The following is a 21873-nucleotide window of genomic DNA, read 5'->3' as shown; positions in this document are numbered from 1 at the left end:
GCAGCGCCGGCCCAGCGCTGCTTCTGCCGAATTCGATTATTCGCCGCCCATGAAGACATAGCGGGCTATAATGAGAATTGCCAGTATCCACATCAGGACGTGGATTTTGTATTTGCCTTTGCCAGCGATGTTCGCAACAGCTGCCAGCAGTACATAAGAAACGATACCGAACGAAATGCCGTTCGCAATGCTGTACGTGAAAGGCATCATCGCGAATGTCAGGAATGCCGGAATCGCATACACCATGTCGGAGAAATCAATATCCTTCACAGATTGCACCATCAATACGCCAACGATGATCAGCGCCGCGGAAGTTGCCGCGCCCGGCACAAGCGCTACGAGCGGAGCAAGGAAGATCGCAAGCAGGAAGCAGATGCCCGTCGTCACAGCAGTCAGACCAGAACGGCCGCCTTGCGCGATGCCTGCGGAGCTCTCGACGAAAGCCGTTACTGTGCTTGTGCCGAGAATCGCGCCGCCGCCTACGCCGATGGCGTCGACCATCATCGCTTTGCCGATGCGCTTCTTGCCCTCTTCAGGATTTTTCATAATGCCTGCACGGTTGGCCGTACCGACAAGCGTACCGAATGTATCGAACAATTCAACGAATGTGAATGTCAAAATAACGGTAATGAGACCCACTTCAAAAACGCCCGCAAAATCAAAATGCCATACGTTCATTTCGGAGAAGTTAGGAATCCATGTTTTTCCTTCGAGCGCATCGCTAATGTTCACATGACCCGTAAGCAGCGCAATGACTGTCGTACCCAAAATACCGAACAGAATCGCGCCAGGAACGCGGAGTACCATCAGAATAGCGATCAGCGCTACCGCAATCAGCGTGAAAATAACGGTCTCATCTTGGAAACTGCCCAGGCCGATCAATGTCGAACCATCTTCAAACGTCGTGATGTGCATGAGACCGCTGCCTTTAAGGCCGATCACGGCGATGAACAAGCCGATACCAACCGTAATGGCATGCTTCAGGCTGTCTGGAACAGCCGTAACCAGCATCTGGCGAACTTGCGTAACCGTTAGAATAATGAAAATAATACCGGAAATAAAGACGGCTGTAAGTCCCATAGCCGGCGTAATTTCTTTGCCTGTTGCAGCAGATGAGATGACGACAGCAGCAAAGTATGCATTAAGACCCATGCCTGGCGCTAGTGCGACAGGGAAGTTGACGAATATGCCCATTGCGATGGTGAAAATGCCCGCTGCAAGCGCAGTAGCCAGAAAAACAGCATCCCAGCTAAGACCTGTCGGCGTCAAGATTGCCGGATTGACAGCCAGAATGTAGGCCATCGTCATGAAAGTCGTCAGCCCCGCCATAATTTCAGTTCTGACATTTGTTCCTAGTTCCTTCAAACGAAAGAAACGTTCCATTTTGATAATACCCTCCCAAAATTGTGTTGGAACAAACAAAGAAGCCTAGCTGCAAATGCTGATATACGCATTTCGACTAGGCTCTGCAAAAAGGGGAAGCGCCATCCGCAGGGCCGCTGCGATGGGCTTCCACTCTCTTCGTAGCCTGATCATTTACGGTGATCGAGTAGAGACTCTCAAGCCGATTCTTGAGATTATACGAAAAGTTCTATGCGGTTGTTGTTATCCGTTATCAATTTTAAAGAGATTACGAACGTTTTGTCAACAATTTTCACGAATATTCGCCATGAATGTTGTGCCATCATTCGTAAAGGCAGCGTTTACATCGCAGCTTCGATCCAATGTTCTACGTTTTTCGCATAAGTTCCTTCCACTTCCTGTACAGCTGCCATGGTGCTCCTTCATCCAAAAGCGCCTTGCAAATGTAGAGTCCTTCTTCGATGGAATTCGTCTTTTCTGCCAAATGAAGCCTTACAGCCGCATTGAGCAGCACGCCGTGTACGAATGCGAGATGCCCCTCTCCGCGAAGGACGGCCTCCGTCGTCTCCAGCTGTAACGCAGGCGTCCATTCTAATTCAGGCGGGGTTATCTCCAGACCATACGAATCCGGATCGATAACCTGCAATCGCGCTTCGCCTCTATCCACATAATAAGTCCGGGTCGGCCGTTCGATGAAGAGATCCTCGGAGCCTTCCATCCCTTGCACGATAAGAGCTCTCTTATACCCCAGACGGTTCGCCAATTCCGCTATTCGCTCGAATACAGTATTATGGAAGACACCAAACAGCAGGTACGGTGAATGGCTGTAATCGACAAGCTTCTCGGCCGTATTCAGCACCGTCCTCATCCCAAGCTCCTTGCGTATCGATTCCAGCTGCTGAAGAGGCGGGCACCAACGCTCGGAAGGCACATACAGAATCCCTGTTTCCCCTGCAATCCTCAGCAGATCATCCTCGTGCAGCCGATCCGTATCGATGCCGGCAGCTGTCCATATATCCCTTTGCGTAACGCCCCATTTGGGCGGCAACGAGGCCGTTCCATGCAGCGTAACGGGCAATCCTGCCGCACCGAGCACGAAAGAGGTTGCAATCGTGGCAAAAAACGTTTTTTTCCGTCCGTCATAAGGACCGGCGCAATCGATGCCTTCCCGATTCCCGCTCCTGCAAGCATGCTCCCTAAGCACATGGACAAAAGCTTCAAGCTCATCTACACTCTCCATCTTAATCCGCTCGGCGATGAGGAAAGCGCCTATTTGCGCTGCTGTTGCCTTGCCCCCAATGATAAGCTCGGCCGCTTGCCGCGCTTCATCGCCGCTTAAGTCACGGGCGCCCCTTTTGCCTCGACCAACTTCTTTCAATAGATTTGCAAGCATAAAAGGCCCCCTATTTTATGGACAACCACCTTATTGTTGATCCTGTAATAACTGATGCACCTTGACGATCGAAGCCGCAACGTCGACCATCCGTTTCCTCTCGTTCATCGCTTGCTTGCGCAGCAGCTCATACGCCTCCGCTTCGGATATGGATTTCAGCTTGCATAGAATCCCCTTGGCCATGTCAATCCACTTCCTCTCCTCCAGCCTACCCTCAAGCTGCCTCCGTTCAACGTCCCATTGCTGGCGCTCCATATGCTGTTTGGCTCCGAGATGCAACGCCCAATGCATTTCCTGTTCGCTCATAGAAGGCGCAAGCAGTCCATCCAGCGGGAGTTCGCTTTCGCAATATTCAGCGGATAATAAGGCGATCTCGGAACTGCACCACCACATAATCGGCACCTTCCTGTGCATGGCGTGACGCAGGCCCCAATCTTTGACTTCATGAAGCGGCATATGCAGAATGGCGGCATCCGCTTTTGGCAGCTGCTCATTGACTTGCTTCCTATCCTGCGCGAGCAGAATGCGGTACCCATATTCCCGAAGCACATAATGGGGGGATCGCTTGCCTGACATTGCTATCGAATCAGAGTGAATCTGTCCGCTTGCTTCATCGCTTGGCGTATGCCATTCCATTAAGAGCAAAGAACGAATGCAAATTCTCCCCCTTCTATGTGGCCGAAGCCAGATATCGCCTCATCAGTTCATGTCATTATATATAACATAACTTTCAGTTTTCTGTCATCATCAAAGTTTTTTACGAAAACTATGTTATGTATATTGACACCAAAATAAATGCTGTTGTATAGTGGCAGTAACCATTAACAATAACGTTCGCGAATACAATGGCGTATTCGTCCGAAGAGGCAAAGGAGCCTGCTTCCGTCCATGGGAACTTACCATTCCCGTGTTCGAGGCAGGCTTTTTCTATGGCCAAAGAACGTTTTCGAAGAATGGTCCGATCCGTGAAAGGGGAGAATCCAATATGGCTTTTGACAAAAAGAAACTGGCTTTAGTCGGAAACGGAATGGCGGGTGTAAGGGCCATTGAGCATCTGATTAAGCTCGCTCCGGACAAATATGACATCACGATATTCGGAAGCGAGCCTCATCCCAATTATAATCGGATCATGCTATCCTCCGTACTCGCAGGCGGAGCAAGCATGAACGATATCGTCATCAATGATTGGAAGTGGTATAGCGACAACCGGATTACGCTTCATAGCGGTCACCGCGTGACGAGGATCGATTCATCACGCAAAACGATTGTTACGGATAAGGGCCATCAGGCCAGCTACGATGCGCTTATTATCGCGACGGGCTCGAGTCCGTTCATGCTGCCTCTCCCAGGCGCCGACAAGGATGGCGTCATCGCCTTCCGCGACATACAGGACTGCGAGAAGATGATCTCCGCCTCCAAGTCATATAAAAAGGCGGTCGTCATTGGAGGCGGCCTGCTCGGACTTGAAGCGGCACGCGGTCTGCTTCACCTTGGCATGCAAGTGCATGTCGTTCATATTCATCCTTATCTGATGGAACGGCAGCTCGATGAAGCAGCCGCAACGATGCTGCAGCGCGAGCTTGAAGCACAAGGCATGCAGTTTCTTCTTCAGAAGAACACCGTAGCCATAAAGGGCAAAAAGCGCGCAACCGGACTCGTCTTCTCTGACGGTACAGAAGCAGACGGCGATCTGATCGTGATGGCTGTGGGCATACGGCCGAATGTCGAGCTCGCCAAATCCGCTGGTATCGAGGTTAACCGCGGCATCGTCGTGAATGACTATCTGCAAACTAGCGTGCCGGACATCTATGCTCTGGGCGAATGCGCAGAGCATCGGGGCATCGCCTACGGCCTTGTTGCCCCCCTCTATGAGCAAGGCGCAGTGCTGGCCAAGCATCTGGCCGGCTTAGAGACGGCTGGCTATGCCGGTTCGGTTACTTCAACCAAGCTGAAGATGTCCGGTGTCGACGTATTCTCTGCAGGTCGCTTCGATGACGCTCCGAACACCCGCTCCTTGAAAATACAGGATGACGTCGCTGGCACGTACAAAAAGATCGTGCTCCAGGACGGCAAGCTGGTCGGGGCTGTCCTGTTCGGCGATACCTCAGACGGTCCCGAGCTATTCTCCATGATGAAAAAAGGAGAGTCGGTTGAAGGCCGCGAAAAAGCGCTGCTGCTCGGACTGTCTCCCGATCAGCTTGGCGGTTCATCACAGGAAAGCCGTCTGCAGGTAATGGCTGACGATGAAATCGTATGCGGCTGCAACGGTGTGACGAAAGGCACGATTACGGAAGCCATTGCTGCCAAAGGCTGCAACACTGTCAGTTCGATCCGTTCCTGCACCAAAGCATCGGCGTCCTGCGGCGGCTGCAAGCCGCTTGTTGAAGGATTGCTTCAACTATACTCCGGAGAAGCCACGGGCGAACCCGTCAAAGAAGGCATATGCAGTTGTACGACGCTTAATCGGGACGAGATCGTCACAGGCATCTCCTCCATGCGCCTCATGAGCGTACAGGAAGTGATCAATGTGATGGGCTGGACCAATCCGGAGGGCTGCTCGAAATGCCGTCCTTCGCTTAACTACTACCTGGGCATGTTATATCCCGAGCACTATATAGACGAGAAGGAATCCCGTTTCACGAACGAAAGATATCATGCGAACATTCAAAGGGACGGCACTTATTCCGTCGTTCCAAGAATTTACGGTGGTGTTACCTCTCCTGCAGAGCTGAAGAAAATCGCGGAGGTCGCAGAGAAATTCGACGTTCCTATGGTGAAGTTCACCGGCGGCCAGCGGCTCGACCTGCTTGGCGTGAAGAAAGAAGATCTCCCTCGCATGTGGGAGGAGCTTGATATGCCCTCAGGCCATGCTTACGGCAAAATGCTTCGCACGGTCAAAACATGTGTCGGCAACACCTTCTGCAGATTCGGAACGCAAGATTCCATCGCTATGGGAATCCGTATGGAAAAAGCATTCGAGCGGCTTAATGCGCCAGCCAAAGTAAAGCTTGCCGTCTCCGGCTGTCCGCGCAATTGTGCGGAAGCGTCAATCAAGGATCTCGGCGTCATCGCCATTGACGGCGGCTGGGAGATTCATGTCGGCGGCAATGGCGGCGTCAAGGTCAGAGCAACCGAAATCCTGACCGTCGTCAAGACGGAAGACGAAGTCATGGAATGGTCATCCGCCTTCCTGCAGCTCTATCGCGAGCATGCCGCATGGAATGAGAGGACCGCACAATGGATCGAACGTGTAGGGCTCGATGTTGTCAAAAAGGCGCTAGAGAATCGCGAAGAGCGGCTGGCGTTGATGGCACGTATTCAAATAACGCTTCGTTCTGCAAAAGATCCTTGGAAGGAAATCATTCAATCGGACGAACTGCGAAAAAACTTCGAGCCTCTGCCGGAGACCTCATCCACTGCTCGGTAACCGTTAAAAGGAGGAAGCGGAAATGAAGCAAAAACTGCTCGTGGCTAACGTAAGCGATATTGATAGAAGAGGTTCCCGCAAGCTAAAGGTAGGCGATGTCGACATCGCCATCTTCCGTATGACGGACGGCAGCATACTGGCCGTTGAGAACAAATGCCCGCATAAAGGCGGACAGCTCTCTGAAGGGATGGTGTGCGGCACCGCCGTCCATTGTCCGCTTCATGACTGGAAGATCGATCTTCGGAACGGCCGTGTACATGAGCCGGATGAAGGATGCGTCAAGACCTTCCCAACCGAGATAGATGAACAAAACGGCGCGATCTACGTCACGGTCTAAATAAGAACAAGGGAGGTATGGAGAAATGGCATATGTCAAACCTGCGGAAGTCTCGGATATGATGGTTGATTCAGGCGCAGCAAAGACGAATCTGCCTCCGCTGCAGATGGTCATACGGGGGATGCTGGGCGGAGCGATTCTGGCCTTTGCGACGACGCTTGCTTTCACAGCTGTTCAACAGACCTCGATCGGACTTGCTGGCGCGCTCATCTTCCCGGTCGGCTTCGTCATGATCGTTCTGCTTGGATTGGAATTGGTTACAGGAAGCTTCGCTCTCATCCCGCTTGCGGTCGCCCTTCGTAAAACAACGATGTCCCGAATGCTTTCCGCCTTTGGATGGGCCATTCTGGGTCATCTGATCGGATGCGGCTTATATGCCGCCTTGTATGTCCTGACCATCACGAGCATGGGCAGCAGTCCCGACGCCCCCCTCGCTCAGACGCTGATCTCCTTAAGCGAAACCAAGACGCTAGGATATAAGGCTATGGGATCGGAAGGCATGCTTCTGGTCATCCTCAAAGCGATTCTATGCAACTGGATGGTGACGCTAGGCGTCGTTCTGGCGTTCACGTCCCAATCCACCGGCGGCAAGATCGCCGCCATGTGGCTGCCGATCCTTACGTTCTTCGCACAAGGTTTCGAACACGCCGTTGTCAATATGTTCGTCATACCTGCAGGCATGCTGCTTGGCGCAGATGTCTCCATGTCCGATTGGTGGGTATGGAATCAAATTCCGGTGCTCCTCGGCAACTTTATCGGAGGCGCGCTGTTCACAGGGATCTTGCTGTATCTGTCTCACAAAAAGCTCGTTCGCACACCGGCAGCAAGCCTTCATCAAGCTGATGCACCTGCTCCTGGATTGGGAGAAGGCAGGAGCAGCCTATGAGAAGCGGCTTATCTGGCAAGGTCTATCTCGTAGGCGCCGGACCTGGCGATCCTGAGCTTATATCGGTGAAGGCGATGCGGCTGATTCAATCGGCTGATGTCATCCTGTACGACAGGCTTGTCAACAAAGAATTGCTTCGATATCGGGCTTCCCATGCGCAACTGATCTACTGCGGGAAAGCTCCTGGTGCACATGCAATGTCTCAGCTATCCATCCAGCAAACCCTGATGCAGCATGCCCGGCAAGGGAGTACCGTTGTCCGCTTGAAAGGCGGAGACCCGCTCGTCTTCGGACGCGGAGCCGAGGAGGCCATTGAGCTTGCGGAGCATGGCATCGACTGCGAGATCGTCCCCGGCATTACAGCGGCCATTGGAGCGGCTGCGTCATCCGGCATTCCACTCACCCACCGGGGATATGCCGCATCGTTCGCCTGTGTGACCGGCAGCCGCTGCCATGGCGGGAGCCCTCCTATCCGCTGGGACCTGCTTGCCCACGGCGTCGATACGCTCGCAGTCTATATGGGCGTAAGCGAACTGCCTGCCATTCGCGAGCAGTTATTGCTGTATGGCAAATCCGCTTCGACGCCCGTTGCCCTCATCGAGAACGGTACAACACCCGATCAGCGCATCCTTATCAGCACATTAGCCGATATTCACGCCATCGCAGCCGCGCATTCCTTGCAAAATCCCGCCATAATTATCATCGGGGAAGTCGTCCGCATACGCGGACAGCTTCTCGCCGCACAGGAACAAGCTTTGATACTGATCGGATAACAGACCCATCCTTTCTCTGCTTAACCAGCAGTTTCGCCCGCCATCACCAATTACATGCCCGTCCTTGAACTTAGATGTACCGAAAAAACCCGTACAGCAAGCTTCCATGACGGAAGATTCGCTGCACGGGTTTCTCCATTAATCAATGATAAAAGGCAATGAAACGGAAAGTCCGATAATGACGATGATAAACAGCCAGCCCAGCTTGTTGCCAAAGTTGAGCGTCCAGCCAATGCCGAACCTTTTTTCGACGAAGATAGCCGGGTCCTTGGGATTAAAATAAACCTGCCCCATCTTCCAATACTGGTCCAAATCCTGTGTTGCCACCGTCTGGCTTTGATTATCCGAAGCGTGCTTCAGCCTGCTGCCGCCCTGGCCCGTAACGAAGGAGAGAATAATGGACGAGACCATAATGACGCCTACAATGCTGAATGTTGCAATCATCGTTCCGTTAATGCCCCACTCTTGCAGTTGTCCGATCGGGAACAGCGCCAGCAGAGCCATTACCGCAAAGCCGGTAAAAATAAGATAACCGGACCAAATTCTGCGGAATTTGATATTGCGGGCTAACGAGCCTTCCGGGTCGCTGCCTTCTACAATCTGCTTGCTAAGCCCGATCGCATAATTGCAGAACAGAAATACGATAAGCAGGAAGGACTGCACAATCCCCGGCCACATAACAGCCATGTAAGTTTTCTCCACACTCCGCGTCACTTCGCCATCCATCCCATATTGCATCGCAATTTGTGCCGGGAACTGATCATAATACAATACACTGATCAAGACAGTGGCCAGAATAAGCATCACATGCGGAATGAACCAAAAGTTAGATAGCGTAAGCTTCGCGTTTCTGAACTTGGTGCTGACGACAACGCGCTGCACACTCTCCGTGTTCCAGCCTTTGACCGATTTCAGGCGTTTCACGGCATAGTGGCTTTTCAAATACATCAAGAATGACAGAATCAGATAGCCGAACACATGAGCCAACAGCAGTATGCTCCAGCTCTTCTCATCTGTGCCCCGGGAGAAGATCAGCAGAGAAGCCGTCAGAAGGACGCCTCCACCTCCGTTAATCCAAATAAACTGATTGCGAAGCCCTTTAATATCCGGGTCCTGCTGTGCCGTCTCCGGCACCGTTACGCCGAAGCTCTCGATTCGCCGCGTCAAAAACGGGATAATCGTCGAAATAAATACAATAGGCACCATCAACGTTAATACCAGTATCATCATCCAAGAATCATTCATCTTTATCCGCCTCCCAGTTCATTGGATCTCATATCATCGTATACAGCCGAGCATACGGCATCGAGCTCTTCCTTCGACATCCCCCTGCAGATCGCATCCGCGAGCAGCGGCCGAAGCTGCCGGGCAAGCCGTTCCTTGAATGCTTCGTCAGCAGGCGGGAACGCATCCGGCTCAATAACGACGCCTTGCTTCCGATTGATCTGTACGTACCCTTCTTGCTTGAGCAGATGGTAGGCCTTATTGACCGTATGCAGGTTAATGCCAAGATCGGCAGCGAGCGATCGCACCGAGGGCAGCGCTTCTCCGGGGAGCAGCTGTCCTCTTGCTATGCCTTCAATAATGCCGTTAACCAGCTGAGTATAGATTGGCGTCTCCGATTGGAGATCGATATCGAGCAGCAATGTCTCATCACCTCAATTATTTGTCTGTTATATATCAAGTATAACAACTATAACGAGTATACGCAATACTCATTTTCCCCAATAAGCCGTAAATAACAAAAAAAAAGGCATAACCCCGCAGGGTTATGCCTTTTCAATGACTGTCTGATCTTATTTGAAGAAGTTAGGCAAGTATTCTTTGTTGGCCTCCAGCATCTCTTCCAGCAGCGTTTTCGCTACGGATACGCTTGGTACAAGCGGATGGTGAACCAATGCTTGCAGCGCAATGCCTTTGTCGCCGGAGATAGCCGCTTCGATGGTCAGGGACTCATACGTCTTCACAGCATGCAGCAGACCTGTCACATGCGCAGGCACGTTTTGCAGCGGAATCGGGATTGGTCCTTGCGCCGTTACGACACAGTTAACCTCGATGCTTGCATCCTCAGGCAAGAAGTCGATAATGTTGCCGTTGCGAACATTCAGCGTCTGGATGTCGCGTTTGTCCGTATAGAGGGAATACATCAGGTTAACCGCTGCTTCGGAATAGTAAGCGCCGCCGCGTTGCTCCAGCTGCTTCGGCTTTTCCTTCAGATTAACGTCCTTGTACAGCTCGAACAGCTCGGATTCGACACGGCTAACCACATCGGCACGCGTACCGTTTTTCTCCATCGAGGCCTTCATGTCCTCCAGCATCTTGTCGGTCATGTAGAAGTAACGCAGATAGTACGTTGGGATCGCACCCAGCGAGCTCAGGAAGTCAGCATCCCAGTCAAACGCTGTAACGTTGGAAGCCGTATACTCACGTCCTTTGCCAATGAGTTCAGGCAGCTTGTCTTCGCCATTCACATAGGCAGCCGTTACCCAGTGCAAGTGATTGATGCCCACGAATTCCGGCAATACCTCGCGCTCGGTTACACCGTATTCCTTCGCCAGGAACTTGTAGAAGTTGATCGGCGAATTGCACAGACCCACTGTTTTGACTTTGCTGTATTTCTGAACGGCTTCCGTTACGATACCTGCCGGGTTCGTGAAGTTAAACAGCCATGCATCCGGAGCCAGCTCCTCGATGTCCTTACAGATATCGAGAATAACCGGAACGGTACGAAGCGCTTTGAACATGCCGCCCGGGCCAGTTGTTTCTTGGCCGATTACACCGTGCGTGATCGGAATATGCTCATCGCGTTTTCTTGCTTCCAGCAAGCCGACACGCATTTGGGTAGTGATGAAGTCTGCGCCGGCAATCGCTTCGCGGCGGTCAAGCGTCAGGTGAACTTCGATCGGCAGGCCAGCCTGCTGGACCATACGTTTTGCCAAATCGCCTACAATTTCAAGCTTATGCTTGCCTTTTTCGATATCGACAAGCCATAGCTCGCGTACAGGCATCTCATCGTAACGCTTGATAAACCCCTCTACGATTTCCGGTGTGTAAGAAGAACCTCCGCCAATAACGGCGATTTTCAACGCTTTTTTGTTAGACATATCAGGTATTGCCTCCCTTAATGTTATGGTTTGCGTGCATGACTTCTATAAGTACATTTGAATTAAAAAGTAATGCTTCTTAGTGCTGCATCTGTTGCGGCGTCAATCTCAATGCCGCTGTTATCCATTGCGCTCATAACTGCGCCGATAACAGGATCAACAGCCAGCCTTACTACACTTGCATTCGGAGCCGTCTTGGCTACCGCTTCCTTGATCGCGTCAACCATATGCGGCGAGCTGCCGCGCGACATGACGCTGCCTATCAGCACAACATCGAACGTATCCTCCTGCATGCCGAGACGTTTGATTAACGCATTGACCGCATTGGCATGCTCGAAGCCAGCTTCGCGCAGAATGCGAATCGCAACCGCGTCGCCTTGGCTGGCCGCTTCAAACATCAGCTTCCCCAGATCCCTCGGCGGGCGCTTGCCGTTGTCCAGCGCGTCGTCATACATCGCCTGTACCGAAGCATAACCAAGCTTCTCAGGCACCAGCTTCGTCAGGATGGAATATTCCTCGCGTCCTTCCCAGCTTCTGATTGCCGTGCGGAATGCATGTACAGCCAGATCGGAGCCCGAGCCATGTCCGTCGCCGAACAAGTAGCCAAAGCCGCCGTATTGCAATTCCTCGCCCTTCGCGTTGCGCGCTGCGGAGTTGAACCCTGTCCCGCTAATAATAACCGCGCCGTACGAGCGGCGTGTGCCGGCTCTCATGCCGATCATCGTATCGCAAGCAATTGCATGTCTATCATACCCGAGTGAAGCAATCATCGGTCTTAAAATCGCGTAATCCGGTTCACGGTCCGCACCGGCAAGGCCGAAGTACGCGTACGTTACTTGCTCCTTCGTAATACCGGCTTCATTCAATGCTGCATTGCAGGCGGATTCGATATTGGTGCGCGCCTGTTCGAATGCTGTTTGGTGGTTGCCGTTGCCGCTAAGGCCTTGTCCCAGCACCTTCCCGTTCTCATCTACCAGCAAGGCATGCGTCTTGGTGCCTCCTGCGTCTATACCAAGAAAAATGATAGGTTCCACGCTCCTTAGCTATTCCATAACTTGGACTTCGTATGCTTTCTTGTCTTGATGTATTCATCATAAAACAAAAAACACCGTCTCTCTAATAAGAAAGAACGATGTTATAATACTATTTTACTGTTTTACGCTCGCAGCTCGGAAGGAAGCTTGCCAATATGCTGCTTGAACAAACGGTTGAAATTCGACAAATTGCGGAATCCGCATTCCGATGCGATATCAATAATCTTCCCGTCGGTTGTCTCGATCAGCTCTACGGCTTTCGATAGCCTCAGCTGGATCAAATAATCCATAGGCGATGTTCCGACAACTTGGGTAAATAACGAGCTGAACCTTGAGGTGCTCAAATGCGCGCGATCGGACAGCTCCTTCAGCGTCCACGGATGCTCCATCCGCTCCTCCAATTCATGCAGCACGTTCCGAATAGTCTCCGTGCCTCTCGCATGAAGCGAGCCATTGCCGGAATCCTTGGAGAAATACCGGTTCACATACGCAAGAAATCGGACCAGCTGAGCGCGAACGACCGCTTCGTAATGCGGCTCCTTGCGCAAATATTCCTCTCGCATCTCTGCCAGCAGCGACCACAGCTTTACGAGCTGGGGATGATCCCTGTCAAGCACATTATCGAATCGAAAGCCCATCTCGCGGAATGGAACCAGCAGCTCTGTATCGTACCTCTGCTCCAATGCCAGGTAGGAAGGATCGAACATGACGATGCCCATCACCAGCGATTCCGTCTCCACCGCCCGGTGCAGATCGTTGGAATTGATGAGAACAATATCTCCCTCCCGGAAGTCGTATCGGCCGCCATTGATCAGATAATATCCGCTTCCCCTATAGATGAAATTAATCTCCAGCGGAGTATGCCAATGCAGCCGTTGAAACGGCGGGCTTACGCCTTCGGTCTGCGACACAAGGATCGGAAAACCGTGCGGCAAATCAATATGGTCCCGGACGACGGGTGGTGACAGCTTCATGGATGGGGCCTCCTGTTAGTATGCCTGCAATTATTGTTCATTATAGCAGAGGTTTGGTATTACGATCTAATTGATGGGAGTGCCATATCCGTCAATCACAAAAAAACTCCCCTCAATTTGCAAACAACGCAAATAGAAAGAGAGTCATAATGAAACGGAATTAGGTTTAACGCTTTCTTTTAAAGAATCCTGTCTTCTTCCGTTTCGTTTCTTTTTCAACTATTGAATGCATGAGGACAGGACATTTTGGACCCGGAAGCAAGATCAATAAATGGAGATCCTTAAGATTCACAAGACCTTCCCCTTCCCTTAAAATGGATACAATTCCATATTAGCATGGATGCCATGTCGAATAATCGCACATCATGACGATAGTTGAAAAATATATGAGAGCTTCAGCCACTGAAAATGAGGTCAGACAAGGATCAAAACACCACTTCCTGCATATCCAAGCAAGAAAAGAAGCCATCGAGGCTTATTGAATATCAATAAAATATGTACTGATTTAAGAAACCGATACTTTTTAATTTATATAAGTCCGTTACTTTGGTTTGACAAGTAGACGATACGGTTAACGTTGTAGACTTCGTTGACGATACGATCAGCGATTTTCTCCAGCACTTCCCAAGGAATACGAGCCCAGTCCGCTGTCATCCCATCGATGGATGTTACGGCACGTATGCCTTTCGTGTAGGAATACCTACGAATGGGTAAGGACTTCTTGGAACTAGCAGCTTGAACAATAAGTTTTTTATCTGCATTCAGAAGAGGCTCTTTATTTTGGTTGTGGCAATTAGGATAAGCAAAATATCTTGCCCAACTGATCACTATTTAAAATCTGATCTTTTTATTAACTCACTTCTTAGGTCTATTTTTCAAAACCACAATTATTCCTCCTATACAAATTCCAACTATAGCCCAACCTGCAATAAATAATACCGAATCCATGATGCACACTCCTTAGTTGTTACTCTTTTAATGATTTTTAGTTAACCCAAGAGCTCATCCGCAAGCCCTATTTATATACGATGCTGGTAACCTTGAGACATAATCCCCTAGAAATTGAATTCAACAATAATATTTTAACACTCTTTAATTCTTCAATATAGTGTTGAATTTGGTCATAAAAAATACTCCCTTTTATTTGCTAAATAACGCAGATAAAAGAGAGTATTTTATTGCACTCTATTGTTGCAGATGTACATGGAGTTCCAATGTCATTATCGCTGAAAACCTGATAAATCGGCTTCCGGGTAATTTATAGCACAGATTCATCCAGTCCTATTCCCACTCGATTGTTGCTGGCGGCTTCGACGTTACGTCATACACGATACGGTTCACGTTGTCGACTTCGTTGACGATACGAACGGAGATTTTCTCCAGCACATCCCAAGGGATACGCGCCCAGTCGGCGGTCATGCCGTCGATGGACGTAACGGCGCGGATGCCTACTGTGTAGGAATACGTACGAGCATCGCCCATAACGCCAACGCTCTTCATGTTCGGCAAAGCTGTGAAGTATTGCCAGATCTCGCGGTCAAGTCCCGCCTTGGCAATCTCGTCACGCAGAATCGCGTCGGATTCGCGTACGATTTCGAGTTTTTCATCCGTTACTTCGCCCAGTACGCGAATCGCTAGACCCGGACCCGGGAACGGCTGACGCCATACGATAGCTTCAGGCAGTCCGCACTCCTCGCCTACTTTGCGAACCTCGTCCTTGAACAGAGCCTTAAGCGGCTCAACCAGCTTGAACTTAATATCTTCAGGCAAACCGCCAACGTTGTGATGCGATTTGATCGTTTGCGCAGTCGCTGTTCCGCTCTCTACGATATCCGTGTACAGCGTGCCTTGCGCCAGGAATTCGAAATCGTCCAGCTTGTCCGATTCTTCCTGGAATACGTAAATAAACTCGTTGCCGATAATTTTACGTTTTTGCTCCGGATCGTCGACGCCTTTCAGCTTGCCAAGGAAACGGTCTTTCGCATCAATCTTCAGCACTTTCATATCGAATTTGCCAACGAATGTTTCCATTACACCTTCAGCTTCGCCTTTGCGGAGAAGGCCATGGTCAATGAACATGCAAGTAAGCTGGTCGCCGATTGCTTTATGAAGCAGGATCGCCACAACCGAAGAGTCTACGCCGCCGGAAAGCGCGCAAAGCACTTTCTTGTCGCCCACTTGATTGCGGATATCTTGAATCGTATCTTCGATGAAGGATTCCATCGTCCAATTGCCATCGCAATCGCAAACGTTATAAAGGAAGTTGCGGATCATCTCATTGCCGAACTGGGAGTGACGCACTTCCGGGTGGAATTGTACCGCGTACAGCTTGCGGTCCGCGTTGCTCATGCCGGCAATCGGAGCATGCTCCGTGCTGGCATCTACGCTGAAGCCCGCAGGCGGCTCGATAACCAGATCGCTATGGCTCATCCATACCGTTTGAACACGGTCAAGACCATGAGCGATGTGGCTGCCCTCTACAAATTCCACTTCCGCTTTGCCGTACTCGCGCTTGCCGGCGCGCTCGACTTTTCCGTTCAACTGATGCGACATCATCTGCATGCCGTAGCAGATTCCGAAGATCGGAATGTTAAGGTCGTAAATCGCAGGATCTACGAGTGGAGAATTTTGTTCGTATACGCTTGCCGGTCCTCCCGAGAACACAATGCCTTTCGGCTGCAATTCACGGATCCGTTCTACCGGCGTGTTGTAAGGCAGCAGCTCGCTGTATACGCCCAAATCGCGAATACGGCGTGCAATCAGCTGGTTGTATTGTCCTCCAAAATCAAGAACAACGATCATTTCATTTTGCTTCGTCATTACCGAGCCTCCCTCAATTGATGTAGTAATTATATATAAGGCCCTTCAAGGGAGTCAAGGCGATAAACCCTGCCATCTCTGTTTAACTGCCAGATCATATGAACGCAGTTTCCATTTCGAGGCACACAACCTTATTTTGTACATTTTTCCGTAACTTACGCAGCTCTAAGAGCGCGGCGGGGAGGTACGGTTGTCGCCACACGTCCGAAACTCGATCTTTTCAGCTACTCCGGTCATTTCGCTGTTTCCGCTCCTTTAACGGTTTGTGGCACAGCTATTTTGTTCCTTTCACCTATTCGCCTCATTTAGCCGTTTGTAGCAATGTTATTTCAGGTTTTTCGGTTATTTTGCTCATTTAGCGGTTTGTAGCACAGTTATTTGGAACATTACGCCTATTTTGGACATTTAGTAGTTTGTGACAACGCTATCACCTAGACATGATTTAAGTTACAATGCCTAATCTGTTCAATCCCACTCTTGTTGCAGCCCTCCTCAAACGCTAAAAAAACTGTCCCCTCAAATTCAACTTGAGGAGACAGTCTTACATGCTTATGGTTGAGCGTCACCGGGGAGTAGAGGCGCAGCTTGCTTCTTGCTATGCCTGGTATCCTTCCACGCGGATAGCTTCGTACAGACAGTACGTAATTCCTCGTAACTCGGCATACCGGCTAGCTGTCCAGGGGCTCCAAAGCTTGCCGCTTCCAGCCACTTCGATAATTTGTCCAGCTCACGTCCCAGCTCCGCATCCATCCGCGAGCTGAAAAATCGGACTAGCTCCCGGATCGTGATTGCTTCCGACATCTGGGCCTGCTCTTCTTTGTATTTCGGTGAAGCCTTTCGCTTCTGCCACAGCAGCTCCAGTACAGCTTCCGCTACATCGATCAAGCTGCTGCGCTGCCACTCTACGGCGGCCATGGCCGCGATGGCCGTTTTGGGACGCCGAGGCCCAAGAACCGGTTGATCTTCCGATGTATCCGCAACTGCTTTTTTAGTTGATGAAAAGCCTGCGCCAGAATCTTTTCGTGGTGTCGCTTGATCGGATTCGGAATCATTCCTAGTCGCAGCGAAGCTTGCGCTGGCGTCGTTCATTGTTGCCGTTGTTTCTGTAACGGCAACATCCTGTGAGGATGCGCCAGCATGCGCCGCAACCTCGGCGCTGGCCGCGCGATAGCGGCGCAGCGCGAGCAGCAGGCGCAGCCGCTGGCACTGCGCGCCAACGAGCACGGCGGCGGCTAGCGCCAGTGCCGCCAACACCGCAGCGGCGGCCGCAAGCGGCGCCTCCGCTGCGCGGTCCCAAGCTTGCGCCGCCGCATTCATAGCGGCGCGCGCTCCGCTGGAGACGGCTGCGGCTGTTCTCTCCGCAGCCGACTCCAGGCGCTCGGCCAGCGAGGCGTTGCCCGCGCCTGCCGCAGCGCTTCCGCCAGCGGCGTCATGGCCCGCCGCCGCTGCTGAAGCGTCCGTCCCGCCGCCGAAGGCTCCGGCGGCGGAAGCCACCCCGGCGACGCCGTCATACCCCGGCGTCGGATCGAACGGCACCCAGCCCGCTCCGGGGAAGTACACCTCCACCCAGGCATGGGCGTCTGTGTTCCTCACTTCGTAGAGCTGGGCAGCATGCTTGGCAGCGCTGCCGCTTGCTTTTCGGACATTTTCTTCGCTCACGGCTGTGCCCGGCGCAAACCCCTTGACCCATCTCGCCGGTATGCCCTCCGAGCGAAGCATAACGACCATCGCCGTAGAGTAATGCACGCAATAGCCGCTCTTCTGCTCGAACAGGAAATGATCCACAAAATCCGCGCCCGCAGGCGGAATCTCGCTTTCCGATTTGGAATAGCGGTACGTATCCTTCAAATATTGCTCGATCGCCTTCGCACGATCGTAGCGGCTCGTCACGCCGCCTCCCGCGATTTCCGCAGCCAGAGCGCGAACACGGCCCGGCAGCGCATCCGGCAGCTGCAGGAACGGTGCAAGCTCATCCTCCGTCAAGCCTTTCGAATCCCCGGCTTGTCCATATGCAACCTCGGAGCCAGGCTCCAGCGACCGTAAAGTCGCTGCGTCTGTGACGGGCAAACGGCTATGTACCGTGTATTGCTCCAGCTTGATCATCTCGGACTGCGCATATAGAGCATCCAGCTTTTCATTGATCGCATAGCTGCTCAGCTTGCGCCGCGGATCCGAAGCGATGAGCTCCGTCACACGGCCATCTATCCCCGACATAAAGATCGGCATAGCCGGAATCGGGCGTTCCCATATAATGGTCTGCGAGATCATACCGGCATCCGGCAAGCTTGAATCGGAATCTGCTTGACCATCTGCCTTTGCGTTCACGCCTAGTCTGTCTTCTTGCATTCTTACGGGCAACAGCCCAAGCTCACTGTCGATATTGCTCCAGCCTCTGCCGTCATAGATAACCTTCGCTTCACCACGCCAATAGGTACTAAGCGGCGAATAGCCCCAGAATACGACAGCCGCGTGATCGCTAATCGCTCCGCCGAGCGACGTATCATCAAAGCCATAACCAGTCAGCCCGCTTCCCAGCGCAGCCGCATTCATCCCTCGGAGCGTCGTTACACTTCCCCCTTCACGGCCCAGCGAAGCAATGCCCCGCTCCAGCCGTTCCGTCACAGAGGATGTCCAGCGGGCCGGCTCCATCGTCCGCTCCTTGTCTCCTGCGGCCAGCAGCGCAATGCCTACAAGGATTAGCAGCGTGAACAAGGAACCCGCAAGCCACTTGCCCTCCACCTGCTTCAATCTATCCATGCTTGCGTCCAAAATCCGTCTTGCCCGCGGCATAGAAACGACAGCGGCAAGCAGCAGCCCTTCCGCCGCTACGCGGATCAAGCCGCCCATCACATCCATGCCAAGCCAAGCGTACAGCGCCAGCAAATAAAGCATCGTGAGCGCAGCGATGCCAAGCGAGGCCTGGCGCAGCCAGATCAAAGCCTGAAGCGCGGGCGCAAGCATCGCCCAGCCCACGAATAGCATCAAGGTGCGGAGCTCTCCCGACATGGCCCACAATCCGCTTTTGGCAATCATCGCAATCTGCTCGCCGATCAGGACGGGGAATCCAAGCAGCCATTCCGCCATGCTCTGACTATCGCCTTTGAACAGCCACATCAATGTAAGGACGATCAATAGGGCATGCACCAATACCGACCAGATGCCCCTGATGCGAAACATGCCCGCTGCCAATATACATCCGATTACTACAAGCAAAGGCACAGGCTGGTAGAGAACCGGCCACTCTCCCGCGCTTGTCCACGGCAACAGCCACTCCGCCAGCAAGCCGAATAGCAGCAGACTCGTTATGAATCGGTAGAACAAGGAATCCTCGGCACCCGTGCGGGCCTCTCCTTTATCCCAAAGCATAGGCGTCCTCCCCCTTCCCGGCGGAAGTCCATGCTTCTTTGCTTTGCGTCACATGCAGCCAATAACAATGGATGCCGCTGGCTTCCAGCAGCCGCCCCGTCTCCCGCATCGCAAAGGAAGGAACGGCACTTCTCGTTACCCCATGCAGCTCCAGCCCGAATCCGCATTCGCCAGCTTGATCCGCAAGCTTCAACCATCGTCCCGCATTATGCCAGTCAGCGGAATAAACGGTCAACATCCGATCGCTCCTATGTCGTTCATCCCGCAACTCTGCCAGTCCCGGCCATTCCTTCTGCGTATCCGATGGGGTCACACGGGCAAGCATATGCTTCAGTTCCGACAAGCGCGCCATTTGCTCCGAGTCAGAAGCCCCTGACAGATGACAGGTCCATTCATCCGCATACAGCATGACGGAACTGCCCGCTTCCGAGCTTCGCTGAACATCCAGCAATGTCCAGCTGATACATGCATCGAATAGCCTGCTGTCATTGCCGTAAGGCGAGGCAAGTTGATCGATCCACACGAACCGCTCTGACCTGCTTTCATCGCCGTCATGCAGCTTCGTGTACAGGCCGCGGCCTCTCGCTGCAGCTCTGAAATCCAGATGCCGAAGCGAATCCCCTTCGCGATACGGACGACTATCCGGTCCCAGCCCGGCTTTGCCGAACAGCCCCGCATACGCGTCTGTTCCTTCTCCACTGAGGCTTGAAGACACGGTATAAGCAGAAATATCCGGCTGTCGGCGGCCGGTTAGCTGAAATGGGTTGGACGCATCATTTTCCGGCAGCGTTGGCAGCACCACAAATTCCGTCTCCCCATTCACTTCCCTGCGTACAGCGGTCAATCCGAACAAATCTCCGCATGTCACCGTGACCGGTCCGAATCGGTGGACTCCGCGAGCAAGCTCGTTAAGCGAATAGTTCACCGCAGCCGATCCGCCAAACATCTGCGCCAGCACCGTTCTATACGGAGCCGGCCGATCGTTCAAAGAGCTCGTATTGCGGACCGACTCCTCGATCGCGATCCAAACCATCGGTATGCGCCATTTGCGTTCGATGCTGAGCGTGATTTGAACAGATTCACCCGCTTCTATCTCAGTCTCGGATACGATGCGCTTGATATTCATGCTTTTGGATGCCGCTATCGGAAGCCCGACGCTAACAGCCCCTATGCCACCCAGCAAAGCGAATATAAACCATTCTACCGCTCCGCCTCTTACGACAGCTGCAACTCCCGCGCACAACAGCCCGGCGAACAGAATCGACCATGCCGCCCATCTCGTGCGATAGCGACTCCGTCCTGTCATACCCGTCTCCCTCTTCCTGAACCGGCTGTCGCTTCCTTCGGGAATGGCGTCTCTCTCGTCACACGACGGATCAGCGCAGCAGCGCTTCCTCCTTGGCGCGGGGAACCGGTGCGCAAGGCGATGCGATGAGCCAGCACCCCCTCCGACACGGTCAGCACATCATCTGGAATGACATACCCTCTTCCTTCTACGTAAGCATGCGCCTGCGATGCGCGAAGCCAATCCCGCAGCGCCCGCGGACTCAGCCCAAGCAGAATGTCCGGCGATCTTCTTGTCGCCTCGCCAATCGCAACCATATAGCGCATAAGCGCAGGGTGAACATGAACTTGCCTTGCCTCTGCCTGCATTTGCAGCCATTCCTGGACGGCAACGACCGGGCGCAACTTCTCGGGCTCCAATCGCTTGCCATCGGCATATTGCTCCAGCATACGCTGCTCATGCTCTACACCGGGATAACCGATCGATAATCTCATCATAAAACGGTCGAGCTGCGCTTCCGGCAGACTGCTCGTTCCTTCGAAGCTAAGCGGATTCTGGGTCGCGATCAGCATAAAGGGGACCGGAAGCCTTCTTGTTTTTCCTTCAATCGTTACCCTGCGTTCCTCCATCGCCTCCAGCAGTGCGGATTGCGTGCGTGAAGAAGCGCGATTAATCTCGTCAGCCAACACTACATTGGCCATTATAGGTCCAGGCCGATAGACCAAGTCCTGCGTCCGCGCATCCAGCACCACCCCGCCGATGACATCCGCAGGCAGCATATCGGAAGTGAACTGAATCCGTTTGAACTCACCGCCTACCGCTCGCGCAAATGCTCCCGCCAGCATCGTTTTGCCCACACCCGGCACATCCTCCAGCAGCACATGACCGCCTGCAAGCAGCGCCGTCAGCGTATGCTTAATCGTATCCTGCTTGCCCAGCAGCACCGAATCTACCTTGAGCAGCAGCCTGCGAAGCAGGGTCTGCGGCGGTTCTGCCCAATGCCTGGCATGCCCCGGCTGCGCATGTTCCTCATAGCCTTCATATAAATGGGAAGTGATCATACACTCTCGCCTCCTGAAAAATAAATCTATCTATTTTTCAGTGTCGCCAGC

16 protein-coding genes, 1 pseudogene and 1 riboswitch are annotated in these 21873 nt (G+C 52.6%); of the genes and pseudogenes, 4 read left to right on the top strand and 13 right to left on the bottom strand.

Annotated elements, in window-relative coordinates; all coding sequences use genetic code 11:
• Nucleotides 1-36 precede the first annotated feature (36 nt).
• The 3 genes from D3P07_RS11810 to D3P07_RS11800 form a co-directional block, all read right to left on the bottom strand.
• On the bottom strand, nucleotides 37-1383 hold the full coding sequence (locus D3P07_RS11810; protein ID WP_119800423.1) for an NCS2 family permease: 1347 nt from the start codon (nucleotides 1381-1383) through the stop codon (nucleotides 37-39).
• A gap of 121 nt (nucleotides 1384-1504) precedes the next feature.
• Nucleotides 1505-1605: riboswitch (purine riboswitch) on the bottom strand.
• A 124-nt stretch (nucleotides 1606-1729) separates the two neighbouring features.
• Entirely contained in the window at nucleotides 1730-2755 is a 1026-nt protein-coding gene (locus D3P07_RS11805) for an anthranilate phosphoribosyltransferase (protein WP_119800422.1), read from the bottom strand.
• Between the two features lie 30 nt (nucleotides 2756-2785).
• The gene (locus D3P07_RS11800; protein WP_259391490.1) at nucleotides 2786-3391 is read right to left on the bottom strand and encodes an ANTAR domain-containing response regulator; all 606 of its coding nucleotides are present in this window, start codon (nucleotides 3389-3391) and stop codon (nucleotides 2786-2788) included.
• A 349-nt stretch (nucleotides 3392-3740) separates the two neighbouring features.
• Between D3P07_RS11800 and nirB the strand changes: the two genes are divergently transcribed.
• The 4 genes from nirB to cobA are packed head-to-tail and all read left to right on the top strand — an operon-like array spanning nucleotide 3741 to nucleotide 8178.
• Entirely contained in the window at nucleotides 3741-6182 is a 2442-nt protein-coding gene (gene nirB, locus D3P07_RS11795; RefSeq protein WP_119800803.1) for a nitrite reductase large subunit NirB, read from the top strand.
• 22 nt (nucleotides 6183-6204) lie between these two features.
• Nucleotides 6205-6519 carry a nitrite reductase small subunit NirD gene (gene nirD, locus D3P07_RS11790; protein WP_119800420.1) on the top strand — a complete coding sequence of 105 codons (315 nt, stop codon included), beginning with the start codon at nucleotides 6205-6207 and terminating at the stop codon, nucleotides 6517-6519.
• A gap of 25 nt (nucleotides 6520-6544) precedes the next feature.
• The gene (locus D3P07_RS11785; protein ID WP_119800419.1) at nucleotides 6545-7405 is read left to right on the top strand and encodes a formate/nitrite transporter family protein; all 861 of its coding nucleotides are present in this window, start codon (nucleotides 6545-6547) and stop codon (nucleotides 7403-7405) included.
• The gene (cobA, locus tag D3P07_RS11780; RefSeq protein WP_119800418.1) at nucleotides 7402-8178 is read left to right on the top strand and encodes a uroporphyrinogen-III C-methyltransferase; all 777 of its coding nucleotides are present in this window, start codon (nucleotides 7402-7404) and stop codon (nucleotides 8176-8178) included. Before D3P07_RS11785 ends, cobA begins: the two co-directional genes overlap by 4 nt.
• Before the next feature lie 138 nt (nucleotides 8179-8316).
• Here cobA and D3P07_RS11775 read toward each other — a convergent pair whose 3' ends face one another.
• From D3P07_RS11775 to D3P07_RS11730, 10 genes and pseudogenes are all read right to left on the bottom strand, one after another.
• Nucleotides 8317-9423, bottom strand: coding sequence for a DUF1648 domain-containing protein (locus D3P07_RS11775; RefSeq protein ID WP_119800417.1), 1107 nt, complete (start codon nucleotides 9421-9423; stop codon nucleotides 8317-8319).
• Nucleotides 9424-9425: 2 nt separating this feature from the next.
• Nucleotides 9426-9824, bottom strand: coding sequence for a GntR family transcriptional regulator (locus D3P07_RS11770; protein ID WP_119800416.1), 399 nt, complete (start codon nucleotides 9822-9824; stop codon nucleotides 9426-9428).
• 150 nt (nucleotides 9825-9974) lie between these two features.
• The gene (locus D3P07_RS11765; RefSeq protein ID WP_119800415.1) at nucleotides 9975-11282 is read right to left on the bottom strand and encodes a 6-phospho-beta-glucosidase; all 1308 of its coding nucleotides are present in this window, start codon (nucleotides 11280-11282) and stop codon (nucleotides 9975-9977) included.
• A gap of 62 nt (nucleotides 11283-11344) precedes the next feature.
• Complete coding sequence (locus D3P07_RS11760) at nucleotides 11345-12316, bottom strand: N-acetylglucosamine kinase (protein ID WP_182914280.1); 972 nt, start codon at nucleotides 12314-12316, stop codon at nucleotides 11345-11347.
• A 122-nt stretch (nucleotides 12317-12438) separates the two neighbouring features.
• Complete coding sequence (locus D3P07_RS11755; protein WP_119800414.1) at nucleotides 12439-13290, bottom strand: helix-turn-helix transcriptional regulator; 852 nt, start codon at nucleotides 13288-13290, stop codon at nucleotides 12439-12441.
• 528 nt (nucleotides 13291-13818) lie between these two features.
• A pseudogene (locus tag D3P07_RS27885) lies at nucleotides 13819-13995 on the bottom strand (GMP synthase (glutamine-hydrolyzing)); the annotation flags it as partial.
• A gap of 576 nt (nucleotides 13996-14571) precedes the next feature.
• The gene (gene guaA, locus D3P07_RS11745) at nucleotides 14572-16110 is read right to left on the bottom strand and encodes a glutamine-hydrolyzing GMP synthase (protein WP_119800413.1); all 1539 of its coding nucleotides are present in this window, start codon (nucleotides 16108-16110) and stop codon (nucleotides 14572-14574) included.
• A 549-nt stretch (nucleotides 16111-16659) separates the two neighbouring features.
• Nucleotides 16660-19476, bottom strand: a complete 2817-nt coding sequence (locus D3P07_RS11740; protein ID WP_119800412.1) for a transglutaminase-like domain-containing protein — start codon at nucleotides 19474-19476, stop codon at nucleotides 16660-16662.
• Nucleotides 19463-20782 (bottom strand): DUF58 domain-containing protein, encoded by a 1320-nt coding sequence (locus tag D3P07_RS11735; protein WP_119800411.1) that lies wholly within the window; start codon nucleotides 20780-20782, stop codon nucleotides 19463-19465. Before D3P07_RS11735 ends, D3P07_RS11740 begins: the two co-directional genes overlap by 14 nt.
• Nucleotides 20779-21822, bottom strand: coding sequence for an AAA family ATPase (locus D3P07_RS11730; RefSeq protein WP_119800410.1), 1044 nt, complete (start codon nucleotides 21820-21822; stop codon nucleotides 20779-20781). The genes D3P07_RS11735 and D3P07_RS11730 overlap by 4 nt, the downstream gene beginning before the upstream one ends.
• Nucleotides 21823-21873 lie beyond the last annotated feature (51 nt).

The organism is Paenibacillus sp. 1011MAR3C5 (assembly GCF_003591485.1).
Taxonomy (GTDB): domain Bacteria; phylum Bacillota; class Bacilli; order Paenibacillales; family Paenibacillaceae; genus Pristimantibacillus.
Note: the sequence above shows the minus strand (reverse complement) of the source record. Positions and strands in the feature narration are given on the sequence as shown.